Origin of the sequence: Streptomyces sp. NPDC014870 (assembly GCF_043081505.1) — a bacterium.
GTDB lineage: Bacteria > Actinomycetota > Actinomycetes > Streptomycetales > Streptomycetaceae > Streptomyces.
Genome location: NZ_JBIBWQ010000007.1, coordinates 342,273 through 354,623, shown reverse-complemented (window position 1 = coordinate 354,623; position 12,351 = coordinate 342,273). Strand labels below are relative to the sequence as shown.

Here is a 12,351-nt window from a genome sequence, read left to right as displayed (position 1 = left end):
CCCCTCATGGGCCCCAGTCACCGGTACAGCAGGTACTCCCTCCGCACCGCCCGGAACGCGGCAAGGTCCGCGCCCCACGCGCCCACCACCTCGTCCACGTCCGCGCCCGCGTCGATCAGGGTCCGCACCCGTGTCGAGCCGGTCAGCTTGTCGATCCAGTTGTCCGGGCGCCAGGCGAAGCCGCTCCACGCGCGCGTGGCGCTCACGAGGAGCCCGATGCCGGTCCGTACCGGGTCGAAGGCGGCCCGGTCGGCCACGTGCACCTGCACCCCGCCGACCGTCTTCCCCTGGAACTTGGAGAAGGTCGGCGCGAAGTACGCCTCCCGGAACCGCACCCCGGGGAGCCCGAGCGCGTTCGCGGCCTCCGCCCACCGCCGGTCGATCCCCTCCGCGCCGAGGAGTTCGAAGGGGCGGGTGGTGCCACGGCCCTCCGAGAGATTGGTCCCCTCGAAGAGGCAGGTGCCGGAGTAGACGAGCGCGGTGTCGGCCGTCGGCATGTTCGGGCTCGGCGGCACCCACGGAAGGCCTGTCCCGTCGAAGAAGTCCGAGCGCCGCCACCCCGACATCCGTACGGTCTCCAGCTCCACCGGCCGGGCCAGGAACTCGGCGTTGAACAGCAGCGCGAGCTCCGCGACCGTCATCCCGTGCGCCTGCGCGATCGGCTCGCGCCCGACGAACGTCGCGAACGCGCGGTCGAGGACCGGGCCGAGCGCGGCCCGCCCCGTCACCGGGTTCGGCCGGTCCAGGACGACGAACCGTTTCCCCGCCAGCTCGGCGGCCACCATGCAGTCGTAGAGCGTCCAGATGTACGTGTAGAAACGGGCGCCGACGTCCTGGATGTCGAAGACGACGGTGTCCACGCCCGAGGCGGTGAAGACGTCCGCGAGCGGCTGCCCGCTCTTCAGATACGTGTCGTAGATGGGCAGCCCGGTCGCCGGGTCGTCGTAGCGGCCCTCGGAGCCGCCGGCCTGCGCCGTACCCCGGAAACCGTGCTCGGGGCCGAAGACCGCCACCAGGTCCACCCGGTCGTCGGCGTGCATGACGTCGACGATGTGCCGGACGTCGGCCGTGATCCCGGTCGGGTTGGTGACGACACCGACGCGCTCCCCGGCGAGCGCCCGGTACCCGTCGGCGGCCAGCCGCTCGAACCCGGTACGGACCCGCCGGCCGCCGCCCCCCTCGTGGGCCTCGGCCGCCGGGGCGGCCACCGCGGCGATCCCGAGGGCGCCGCCGGCGGCCAGCACACCGCGTCTCGACAGGCTCGACCGGCTCATGCGCAAACCTCCTTGATCGCCTTCCCTGACATGGCCACGCACCGTAGCGCTCCTGACGGCCCCTGGGAACGAGGCGTGCGCAGGGGACTTCCGCCGTTACATACCGACTGGTTAGTCTGCTCGTACTGTCGCAACGGAGAGGCGGGTCTCGATGAGTACGGTGGTGCAGGGTTCCGGAGTGGTCGTCACGGGTGCGGGCGGCGGGATCGGGGCCGCGCTGGCCCGCCGGTTCGCCGGCGAGGGCGCCCGGGTCGTCGTCAACGACCTGGACCCCGACCGCGCCAAGGCCGTCGCCGAGGAGATCGGTGCCACCGCCGTCCCGGGCGACGCCTCGGAGATCGTCGAGGAGGCCCGCGCGGCGCTCGGCGGCACCGTCGACGTGTGGTGCGCCAACGCCGGACTCGCCTCGGGCGGCGACGCCTTCGCCGACGAGGCCGTCTGGGCCGCGGCTTGGGACGTCAACGTCATGGCCCACGTCCGCGCGGCCCGCGCCCTGCTGCCCGACTGGCTGGAGCGCGGCAGCGGCCGCTTCGTCTCGACCGTCTCCGCCGCGGGGCTGCTCACGATGGTCGGCGCGGCCCCGTACAGCGTCTCCAAGCACGGCGCGTACGCCTTCGCCGAATGGCTCTCGCTCACCTACCGCCACCGCGGCCTCAAGGTCCATGCGATCTGCCCGCAGGGCGTCCGTACGGACATGCTCACCGCCGCCGGATCCGCCGGCGAACTCGTCCTCACCCCGACCGCCATCGAGCCCGAGGACGTCGCCGACTCGCTCATGGACGCCATCGAGGCCGACCGCTTCCTCGTCCTCCCGCACCCCGAGGTCGCCGCCTTCTACCAGGCGCGCGCCACCGACCCCGAGCGCTGGCTCGGGAACATGAACCACATTCAGCGGAAGTGGGAAGGGGCCGGCGCATGACCGCCACCGACCCCGGCTCCCCGACCGACCCCGGCTCCCCGACCGCGCCGGATCACCGCCCCGGCTCCCCGGCCGGGCCGGATCACCCCACCGGCTCCCGCTACGCCGCCAGGCCCTGGCTCGGGCAGCTCACCGAGGCCCAGCGCGCCCCGATAGCGCCGCCCGCCACCCCGCTGCACGCCTTCCGCGCCGCCGTCGCGCGCGCCCCCGAACACCCGGCCCTCGCCTACTTCGACGGCCGGCTGAGCTACCGCGAGACCGACGCGCTCTCCGACTCGGTCGCCGGACACCTCGCCGCCCGCGGCCTCGCCAGGGGCGACCGGGTGGCGATCATGCTGCAGAACAGCCCGCACTTCGTCCTCGCCCTCCTCGGCGCCTGGAAGGCGGGCGCGACGGTCGTCCCGCTCAACCCCATGTACAAGGCGGGCGAGGTCGGGCACGCCCTGCGGGACTCCGGGGCCACCGCGCTCGTCTGCTCCGACCGCGCCTGGGAGAGCTTCCTGCGGGAGACCGTCGCCGGCACCTCCGTACGGATCCCCCTCACGGCCTGCGAACGGGACCTCCAGACCCGCGACGACCCGCGCGTCCTCGCCTTCGCGCGGGTGGACACGGACGCCGACGACCTTCTCGCCGTCGCCCGCGCCGGACACCCCGCCCCCGGGGACCGCGACCCCGCCGCCGAGGACGTGGCCCTGATCAGCTACACCTCGGGCACCAGCGGCACCCCCAAGGGCGCCCTCAACCTCCACCGGGGCATCGCCTACAACGCCGAACGCCAGCGCACCGGCCACCCCGTCCCCGCGGGCGCGGGCTACTTCGCGCTCGCCCCGCTCTTCCACATCACCGGGCTCGTCTGCGAGCTGGCCGCCTGCTTCGGCAACGCGGGCACCCTCGTCCTCGCCTACCGCTTCGACGCCGGGGTCGTCCTCGACGCCTTCCTCGAGCACCGTCCCGCCTACACCGTGGGCCCTTCCACCGCCTTCATGGCCCTCGCCGCGCACCCGGCCGCCACCCGCGACCACTTCGCCTCCTTCCTCGTCGTCTCCTCGGGCGGCGCCCCGGTCCCGCCGGCCCTGGTGGAGAAGTTCCGCGCCGGCTTCGGCCCGTACCTCCACAACGGCTACGGGCTCACCGAGTGCACCGCCCCCTGCGCCGCCGTCCCGCCCGAGAAGGAGGCCCCGGTCGACCCCGCCTCCGGCACCCTCTCCGTCGGCGTCCCCGGACCCGAGACCGTCGTCCGGATCCTTGACGAGAACGGCGCCGAGGTGCCGTTCGGGGAGCACGGCGAGATCGCGGTGAGCGGCCCGCAGGTCGTGCCCGGCTACTGGCGGCTCCCCGAGGCCACCGCCGCCACGTTCCCCGAAGGGGAACTGCGGACCGGCGACATCGGCTTCATGGACACGGACGGCTGGCTCTACGTCGTCGACCGCAAGAAGGACATGATCAACGCCTCCGGATTCAAGGTCTGGCCCCGGGAGGTGGAGGACGTCCTCTACACCCACCCGGCCGTGCGCGAGGCCGCCGTCGTCGGCATCCCGGACGCCTACCGGGGCGAGACGGTCAAGGCGTACGTGAGCCTGCGCCCGGGCGCCTCCGTCGAGCCCGCGGAGCTCTCCGCCCACTGCGAGCAGCGGCTCGCCGCGTACAAGTACCCGCGCGAGGTCGAGATCCTGGCGGAGCTGCCCAAGACGACAAGTGGGAAGATCCTCCGGAGGGAACTGCGTTCCCACCGGTAGACACGACACGTGGACACCCCACCCACGGCAGACCCGACACCCCCACGGTGATCACGCGAGAAAGGCGGCGGCGCATGGCCAGGACGACGGACGGGAGCGGTACCCCCGTCCCCCAGAGGCTGCTGGCCGCCGCCACCCGGCTCTTCGCGGAGCAGGGGTACGACCGCACCTCCGTCCAGGAGATCGTGGAGGCGGCGGGCGTCACCAAGGGCGCGCTCTACCACTACTTCGGCTCCAAGGAGGACCTCCTCCAGGAGGTCTACGCGCGCGTGCTGCGGCTCCAGCAGGAGCGGCTCGACGCCTTCGCGCAGGCCGACGCGCCGGTCGAGCAGCGGCTGCGGGACGCCGCGGCGGACGTCGTGGTGACCACCATCGAGAACCTCGACGACGCCTCGATCTTCTTCCGCTCGATGCACCACCTCAGCCCGGAGAAGAACAAGCAGGTCCGGTCCGAGCGGCGGCGCTACCACGAGCGCTTCCGCGCCCTCATCGAGGAGGGTCAGCGGTCCGGGGTCTTCTCCTCGACGACCCCGGCGGACCTGGTGGTGGACTACCACTTCGGCTCGGTCCACCACCTGTCCACCTGGTACCGCCCGGACGGCCCGATGACGCCGCAGCAGGTCGCCGACCACCTCGCCGACCTTCTGCTGCGCGCCCTGCGGCCGTAACGCGACCTACAGGTACTTCTTCAGCTCCCGCCGGGCCAGCGACCGCTGGTGCACCTCGTCGGGTCCGTCCGCGATCATCAGCGTCCGCGCCCCGGCCCACAGCTCGGCCAGCGGGAAGTCCTGCGACACCCCGCCCGCGCCGTGCACCTGGACGGCCCGGTCGAGGATGTCGACCACCGCGCGCGGGGTCGCGATCTTGATGGCCTGGATCTCCGTGTGCGCGCCCCGGTTGCCCACGGTGTCCATCAGCCAGGCCGTCTTGAGGACGAGCAGCCGCAGCTGCTCGACCGTCACCCGGGCGTCAGCGATCCAGTTCTGCACCACACCCTGCTGGGCGATCGGCTTGCCGAAGGCGGTACGGGAGACGGCCCGCCGGCACATCAGCTCGATCGCCCGCTCGGCCATGCCGATCAGCCGCATGCAGTGGTGGATCCGGCCAGGACCGAGCCGGGCCTGGGCGATGGCGAAGCCGCCGCCCTCCTCGCCGATCAGGTTCGTCGCCGGGACGCGGACGTCGTGGAAGAGGACCTCGGCATGGCCGCCGTGGGAGTGGTCCTCGTACCCGTACACCTGCATCGCCCGGCGGACCTCGACGCCCGGGGTGTCGCGGGGCACGAGGATCATCGACTGCTGGCGGCGGATGTCCGTGCCGTCGGGGTCGGTCTTGCCCATGACGATGAAGATCCGGCAGTCGGGGTTCATCGCCCCGGAGATGTACCACTTGCGCCCGTTGATCACGTAGTCGTCGCCGTCGCGGATGATCCGCGTCTCGATGTTGGTCGCGTCCGAGGAGGCCACCTCGGGCTCCGTCATCGCGAACGCCGACCGGATCTCCCCGGCGAGCAGCGGCTCCAGCCACTGCTTCTTCTGCGCCTCGTCGCCGAACTGCGCGAGCACCTCCATGTTCCCGGTGTCGGGCGCCGCGCAGTTGAGAGCCGTCGGGGCCAACTGCGGGCTGCGGCCGGTGATCTCGGCGAGCGGCGCGTACTGGAGGTTGGTCAGGCCGGCCCCGTGCTCGGCGTCCGGGAGGAAGAGGTTCCACAGGCCCTGGCGGCGGGCCTCGGCCTTCAGCTCCTCCACGACGGCCGGGGTGTCCCAGGGCGAGGCGAGCAGCGCCCGCTGCTCGTGGGCGGTGGCTTCCGCCGGGTAGACGTGCTCGTCCATGAAGGCGAGCAGCTTCTCCCGCAGGTCCTCGGTGCGCGCGTCGAATGCGAAGTCCATGGCGGATCAGCCTTCCTGGAGGGTGGTGAGGCCGTGCTCGATGAAGACGGGGACGAGGTCGCCGATGCGGTCGAAGCCCGCGCCGACGGTCTGGCCGAGGGTGTAGCGGTAGTGGATGCCCTCCAGGATCACGGCGAGCTTGAACCAGGCGAAGGCCGTGTACCAGGAGATGGCGGAGGTGTCGCGGCCCGAGCGGGTGGCGTACCGCTCGATCAGCTCGGCCGGGTCCGGGTGCCCGGCGGCCCCGGCGGTGGTGGAGACGGGGGAGTGCGGGAGGTCGAGCTTCGCGCTGTACATGGCGAGCAGCCCGAGGTCCGTCAGCGGGTCGCCGAGTGTGGACATCTCCCAGTCGAGGACGGCCTTGATCCGGTCGTCGGCGCCGATCAGGACGTTGTCGAGGCGGTAGTCGCCGTGGACGACGGCCGGGGCGGCGGAGGCAGGCAGGGCGCGGCCGAGCGCGGCGTGCAGCTCGTCGATGTCGGCGAGCTCACGGTTGCGGGAGGCGTCGAGCTGCTTGCCCCAGCGGCGCAGCTGGCGGTCGAGGAAGCCCTCGGGCCGCCCGAAGTCGGCGAGCCCCACCTCGGCGGGGTCGACGGCGTGCAGGTCGACGAGGGTGTCGACCAGGCCAAGGACGGCCTCGCGGGTGCGCTCGGGGCCGAGCGGGGCGAGCTGTTCGGCGGAGCGGTACGGGGTGCCGTCGACGAACTCCATGACGTAGAACGGCGCCCCGAGGACCGACTCGTCCTCGCACAGGAGCACGGGCTCCGGCACGGGGACGGCCGTCGTGTGCAGGGCGCTGATCACCCGGTGCTCGCGCTTCATGTCGTGCGCGGTGGCGAGGACATGGCCGAGCGGGGGCCGGCGTACCACCCAGCGGTCGGTGCCGTCGGAGACGACGTACGTCAGGTTCGACCGGCCGCCCTCGATCAGCCGGGCGTCGAGGGGGCCGCGCACGAGCCCGGGCCGTTCCCGGTCGAGGAATCCGCGCAACCGCTCGGGGTCGAGACCTGGGGGCGGGGCTGAACTCATCGTGCGTTACCTCCGGGGACGGGGGACGGGTCGGCGTTCATGATGACCGACCAGTCGGTATGTCGTCCAGGGTGGGGCGGCGCCTGGTGCCGGCCGATCGCGGAAAGAGGGGTCCGCGGTCTGGCTTGTGGTCCGCTCCCTGAATATGGTTCACATATGAATCCAGAGCTGCTTGTCGAGGACGTCCGGCTGACCCCGATCCTGATCACCGACCCGCCGCTGCTCAACACCCAGGGTGTCCACCAGCCCCTCACCCCCCGCCTGATCGTCGAGGTGGTGACGCGGGGCGGAGTGGTCGGCCTTGGGGAGACCTACGGCGACGGGAAGTATCTGAAGCTCGCCAGGCCGCTGGCCGAGGCACTCCCGGGTCGGTCGGTCACGGACGTGAACGGCCTGTTCGCGCTGGCCGAGCGGGTGTGCGGGGACTCGGGGGCGGTGGACGAGCGGGTCGACGCGGGCGGCCTGCGCGGGGTCCAGACCGCCGACAAGCTCCGTCTCTCCGTCGTCTCGGCCTTCGAGGTCGCCTGCCTGGACGCGCTCGGCAAGACCCTCGGCCTGCCCGTGCACGCGCTGCTCGGCGGCAAGGTCCGCGACTCCGTCGAGTACAGCGCGTACCTCTTCTACAAGTACGCGGGGACCGACGACTGGGGCGCGGCCCTCGACCCGGTCGGCATCGTGGCCCAGGCCCGCCGCTTCGACCGCGCGTACGGCTTCCGCTCCTTCAAGCTCAAGGGCGGGGTCTTCCCGCCCGAGGAGGAGATCGCCGCGATCCGGGCCCTCGCCGAGGAGTTCCCGGGCCGTCCGCTCCGGCTCGACCCCAACGGCGCCTGGTCCGTGGAGACCTCGCTGAGGGTGGCGCGGGAGCTCAAGGGCGTCCTGGAGTACCTGGAGGACCCGGCGAGCGGTACGCCCACCATGGCGGAGGTCGCCTCCCGCACGGACGTGCCGCTCGCGACCAACATGTGCGTGACGACCTTCGAGGAGGTCCCCGAGGCCTTCGCCGCGGGCGCGGTACGGATCGTCCTGTGCGACCACCACTACTGGGGCGGACTGCACCGCACCCGCGAACTGGCCGCGCTCTGCCGCGCGTACGGCGTCGGGCTCTCCATGCACTCCAACACCCACCTCGGCATCAGCCTCGCCGCCATGACCCAGGTCGCCGCGACCCTGCCCCACCTCGACCACGCCTGCGACACGCACTACCCCTGGCAGACCGAGGACGTCGTCACCGCCCGACCCGAGTTCCGGGACGGGCACCTCGTGGTCTCCGACGCGCCCGGCCTCGGCGTCGAACTGGACCGGGACGCGCTCGCCGCCCTGCACCGCCGCTGGCTGGAGGACGACGGCACCCACCGCGACCGCGACGACGCCGCCGCGATGCGCAGGCTGCGGCCCCAGGGGCTCAGGGGAGCGTGATCGGCTGGGTCTTGTCCCCGGGCGCGGGCGCGGGCCGGTCCGGGTGGATCGCGACGAGGCGGGCCCCCTGGGCCCAGGTGCTCTCCCGGCCGAAGAACTGGTAGCCGGACTCGAGGAGTTGGAGGATCTCGTGTCCCAGCATCGCCTGGGGGCCGCCCTCGTCGGCCGACTTGTTGCTGTCCCAGAGCGCGCCGTCGCCCAGACTCTCCACCTCCTGCCAGAAGTTGCCCGCGTGGAGCTGACCGGCGATCAGCATGGACTCGATCTGCGACCCGAGACTGGTGATGATCTTGAACACGGCGCGTTCCGCGATGCCGCCGTCCATGAAGGCGTAGTTGACCGGAACGGACCACTTGGCGGTGTTCAGCCGCCGGCCCATCCGCGCGTCCTCGGGCAGGCGCCCCGGTGTCTGCGGCTTGCCCTGCTGGTACGTGGCCCAGGGGCCGGTGTCGCCCGTCCGGCCGAGGACGAGCTTGCGCTTCGCGGCGAGCGCGGCCGCCTGGGAACTCGCCATCGTCTCGGCGCCGGTGGTCGCCTGGCGGGCGCGGATCTCCGTCTCGATGGCCGCCAGCACCTCGGCCTCACTCCGGCCCTGGGGCGCGCCGATCAGTTCGTCCACGTACTGGACGTTGTCGTTGAGGTCCCCGTTGAGCATGAGCCACTTCGGCTTGTGGCGGTTCGCCTGCCAGTCGGCGTACGAGTTGAGGTAGTCGTCGACGCACCACGCCGCCTGGTCGACCAGCCTCCGTACCTCGTCGTCGATCTTGCCCGGGTACTGGGGCATGCGCTGGATGTCGCCGGTCCCCGCAGAGGCCTCCGCGGCCTGAGCGGACGCCTCGCCGGCGGCGGCGCTCGCCGGGCCGCCCCGCATCACCCGGTGGGCGGTGGCCTCCGCCTCGCGCTCGAACCGGTCCGAGGGGTCGCTGACGCTCAGCCCGTCGCCCCGGTCCGTGCCCGCCACCGGCCCCTTGCGCTGCTGGAGGACATGGGTCAGCTCGTGGGCCAGCGTGTGCCGGTCGAGGCCGGACGCTCCGGCGACGATGTGGCTGCCGGAGGTGTAGGCGGCGGCGCCGAGCGCGGCGGCGGAGGCCTGGGCGGCGGTGTCGGTGTGGACGCGCACGTCGGAGAAGTCGGCGCCGAAGCGCGCCTCCATGTCGGTGCGGCTCCCCTCGTCGAGCGGCCGTCCGCCGCCGCGCAGGACGTCGTGCACGGCCGAGCGCTGGACCGCGGGAGCCTCCTCCTCGTGGCCGCAGCCGGCGCCGTGCCGGTGCTCGCCCCGGGCGGCGCCGGCCCGGCGCAGCAGCTGGACCACGGCGGCGTTGCCCGCCGAGCGCTGGAGAGCGAGCAGGGCCTCGGCGGGCGCACCCGCCGGGGCCGGGGAGGTGCGGTCCGCCGAGGCGTCCCGCCGCTTCGCTGCTCGGCTGCTCGCGCGGTCGTACATGAAGGTCCCTTCGGGCGCCGGTCGTCTGCCTCCCGGTATACCCGCGCGCGGTGACGCCCCACCAGGTACGGCGGGGCAGAGTGTCCCGCCCCCGGGGACGTACCGTACGGCCCGAAAGACCCTCAGGGAGTGCGCCCGGGCGCCGGGCTACGCGTGGCAGGCCACCGGCACGCCGCCGTTCATCGCCGCCATGTCCCCGAAGACCGTCGCCGGATCCAGCGGCGAACCCTCCGGGAGGCCGCTCAGCTCCGCGAACGCGCGGTGCAGGTTGGCCACCAGGCGCTCGCTCTCGCGCCAGGCGGCGAACTCCCCGAGATCCGCGGCGCGCGCCGTCTCCAGCGGCGTCTCCCCCTTCGCGTACCCCTCGTGGGCCAGCTCGCCGACCCAGCGCAGATACCGTTCGGTCGCGTCGTACGCCGACGGGTCCGTCACCGGCCCGTGGCCCGGCACCACCGTCGGCGCGGCCAGCGAGCGCAGCAGGTCGAGGGCGCGCAGCGAACCCGCCAGCGAACCCATCGGCAGGAACGGCGTCCCGCCGTGGAAGACCAGGTCCCCGGTGAACACCACCCCGCGCTCGGGGACATGGACGATCGAGTCGCCGGTGGTGTGCGCGGGCCCCGGGTGCAGCACCCGCACCTCGAGCCCGCCCACGTGGAGGGTGAGTCGCTCGCTGTACGTGAGCGAGGGCGGGGTCACCTCCACCGTGCCGAAGTCGGTCTGTGGCCAGATCAGATGGAGCTGGCGCCCGGCGGCGATCTGCTCGGCCCGGCAGTTGTCGTGGCCGACGACCCGGTCCTCGGGCGCGAACACCCCGTTGCCGTAGGTGTGGTCGCCGTGATGGTGCGTCGAGACGATCGTCCGGGGGAGCGCAAGCCCCTCCGCGAGCACCGCCGCGCGCAGCAGCCTGGCCCTGCGCTCGGTGGCGGCCGTGTCCACGAGCAGGGATTCACGCGCGTCGCCCAGGAATCCGGCGTTGTTCAGGCACCAGCCGCCGTCGGGCTGGACGAAGGCGTGCACGTCCGGCGCGAGCGCCACGACATACGGCTCGGCAGGGGGCGTCGAGGTGGACGGAGTGGCGGCGTGGGCGGACATGAAGACCCCCGGACGACGAGAACGGGCCCGACTGACAGACGGGCCCGACTGACAGGGCGAAAGCCTGCCAGTCGGGCCCGGCCGGGGGGAAGCTCAGTGGTCGTCCCAGTGCCCGTCGTGCGCCGCGTGGCGGTGCCCGTCGTGCATGTAGTCGACGTGGTCGCCGTGGGCCACCGCCTCGTGTCCGCACGCGGGCCCGTGCTGGTGGGTGTGCCCGTCGTGCGCCTGGTGCTGCGTCCGCTCGCACTCGTCCCAGTGGCCCTCGTGCTCCCGGTGGAGGTGCCCGTCGTGGGCGTAGTCCACGTGCCCCTCGTGCTCGACGGCCGGATGCCCGCAGGAGGGGCCGTGGTCGTGCTCATGGGTGGGGTGCTCTTGGTGGAGAAGGGTCATGACATCGCCTCTGTGGGGGGTGTGATGTGACGTGGTTCAGGGTAGCCCTGGATGTCCGAGTCGTCCTGATTCCACTCCGCTCTGCCGCGCACGCGCCCTGCCGGGCGAATCCGGCTTGCGGGGGCCGGGGGCCACCGTGATCGTTCGGGGTATGAAGGCGATCAGCTACAGCCGGTACGGCGGCCCCGAGGTGCTCGAGTACGGCGAACGGCCCGACCCGAAGGTCGGCCCGGACGACGTCCTCGTGAAGGTACGGGCGGCCGCCGTGAACCCGGTCGACTGGAAGGCCCAGGCGGGCTACCTGGACGGGATGATCGACGCCGTCTTCCCCGTCATCCCCGGCTGGGACGTCTCCGGGGTCGTCGTCCAGCCCGGGGTCTCCGTCACCGAGTTCACCGTCGGCGACGAGGTCATGGGCTACGTCCGCGAGGACTTCCTCTCCCGGGGCACCTTCGCCGAGTACGTCGCCGCCCCCGTCCGCACCCTCGCCCGCAAGCCGCGCACCGTGGGCTTCGAGGAGTCCGCCGCCCTCCCGCTCGCCGGGCTCACCGCCTACCAGGTGCTCCACCAGGCGCTCGGCGCCCGTGAGGGCGACACGGTCCTCGTCCACGCGGCGGCCGGCGGGGTCGGCGCCATGGCCGTCCAGATCGCCCGCCACCTCGGCTGCCGGGTCATCGGCGCGGTGCGCGAGGAGGGCCGGGCGCGGGTCGAGGAGCTGGGCGCCGAGCCCGTCGTCTACGACGAGCACACCTTCGCCGAGCAGATCCGCGCCCTCGCGCCCGAGGGCGTGGACGCGGCCTTCGACACCATCGGCGGCCCCTTCCTGAAGCAGACCGCCGACGTCCTCGCCCCCGAGGGCCGCCTCGCCTCCATCGCGGACGGCGAGGTGATCGCCCTGGGCGGCCGCTATTTCTGGGTCCGCCCGAACTCCGAGGACCTGGCCGCGCTCGCCCGTCTGGTGGACGAGGGCGTGCTCTCCGTACGCGTCGCCCGCACCTTCCCCCTGGAGCAGGCCGCCGACGCCCAGCGCGCCAACCGCGAGGGCGGCCTCCAGGGCAAGGTCGTGGTCACGGTCGCCTGGCCGGACTAGGGATCGCTTCGACCGGGGCGGACCCTGGGAAGGCCCGGGGCGGACCGGGAACGCCACGATCCGCCGACCTACGGC

General features: G+C 73.0%; 11 protein-coding genes. 5 read left to right on the top strand and 6 right to left on the bottom strand.

Annotated features, from left to right (window positions below):
* Positions 1-17: 17 nt before the first annotated feature.
* Positions 18-1,274, bottom strand: coding sequence for an exo-beta-N-acetylmuramidase NamZ domain-containing protein (locus tag ACF09C_RS21985; protein WP_392093477.1), 1,257 nt, complete (start codon positions 1,272-1,274; stop codon positions 18-20).
* 151 nt (positions 1,275-1,425) lie between these two features.
* On the opposite strand from ACF09C_RS21985, the gene ACF09C_RS21980 reads away from it, so the two are divergent.
* The 3 genes from ACF09C_RS21980 to ACF09C_RS21970 all read left to right on the top strand — a co-directional run bounded on the left by ACF09C_RS21980 (position 1,426) and on the right by ACF09C_RS21970 (position 4,597).
* Complete coding sequence (locus tag ACF09C_RS21980; RefSeq protein ID WP_392093476.1) at positions 1,426-2,193, top strand: SDR family oxidoreductase; 768 nt, start codon at positions 1,426-1,428, stop codon at positions 2,191-2,193.
* Entirely contained in the window at positions 2,190-3,929 is a 1,740-nt protein-coding gene (locus ACF09C_RS21975) for an AMP-binding protein (RefSeq protein WP_392093474.1), read from the top strand. Before ACF09C_RS21980 ends, ACF09C_RS21975 begins: the two co-directional genes overlap by 4 nt.
* 74 nt (positions 3,930-4,003) lie before the next feature.
* Entirely contained in the window at positions 4,004-4,597 is a 594-nt protein-coding gene (locus ACF09C_RS21970; RefSeq protein WP_362421232.1) for a TetR/AcrR family transcriptional regulator, read from the top strand.
* A gap of 6 nt (positions 4,598-4,603) precedes the next feature.
* Here the strand turns inward: ACF09C_RS21970 and ACF09C_RS21965 are convergent, their stop codons facing one another.
* Both ACF09C_RS21965 and ACF09C_RS21960 read right to left on the bottom strand, forming a co-directional pair.
* Positions 4,604-5,818, bottom strand: a complete 1,215-nt coding sequence (locus ACF09C_RS21965) for an acyl-CoA dehydrogenase family protein (protein ID WP_392093472.1) — start codon at positions 5,816-5,818, stop codon at positions 4,604-4,606.
* Positions 5,819-5,824: 6 nt separating this feature from the next.
* A complete protein-coding gene (locus tag ACF09C_RS21960) occupies positions 5,825-6,847 on the bottom strand; it encodes a phosphotransferase family protein (RefSeq protein ID WP_392093471.1) in 1,023 nt (340 codons plus the stop codon).
* Between the two features lie 156 nt (positions 6,848-7,003).
* Here ACF09C_RS21960 and ACF09C_RS21955 point away from each other — a divergent pair, with 156 nt between their 5' ends.
* Positions 7,004-8,263 (top strand): glucarate dehydratase family protein, encoded by a 1,260-nt coding sequence (locus ACF09C_RS21955; RefSeq protein WP_392093469.1) that lies wholly within the window; start codon positions 7,004-7,006, stop codon positions 8,261-8,263.
* Here ACF09C_RS21955 and ACF09C_RS21950 read toward each other — a convergent pair.
* The 3 genes from ACF09C_RS21950 to ACF09C_RS21940 all read right to left on the bottom strand — a co-directional run bounded on the left by ACF09C_RS21950 (position 8,250) and on the right by ACF09C_RS21940 (position 11,186).
* Entirely contained in the window at positions 8,250-9,704 is a 1,455-nt protein-coding gene (locus tag ACF09C_RS21950; RefSeq protein WP_392093468.1) for a DUF4157 domain-containing protein, read from the bottom strand. The genes ACF09C_RS21955 and ACF09C_RS21950 overlap by 14 nt on opposite strands.
* Positions 9,705-9,851: 147 nt before the next feature.
* Positions 9,852-10,796: an MBL fold metallo-hydrolase gene (locus ACF09C_RS21945; RefSeq protein WP_392093466.1), complete on the bottom strand. Its 945-nt coding sequence runs from the start codon at positions 10,794-10,796 to the stop codon at positions 9,852-9,854.
* 93 nt (positions 10,797-10,889) lie between these two features.
* Positions 10,890-11,186: a hypothetical protein gene (locus tag ACF09C_RS21940; protein WP_392093464.1), complete on the bottom strand. Its 297-nt coding sequence runs from the start codon at positions 11,184-11,186 to the stop codon at positions 10,890-10,892.
* Positions 11,187-11,337: 151 nt separating this feature from the next.
* Between ACF09C_RS21940 and ACF09C_RS21935 the strand changes: the two genes are divergently transcribed.
* Entirely contained in the window at positions 11,338-12,276 is a 939-nt protein-coding gene (locus ACF09C_RS21935) for an NADP-dependent oxidoreductase (RefSeq protein ID WP_392093462.1), read from the top strand.
* Positions 12,277-12,351 lie beyond the last annotated feature (75 nt).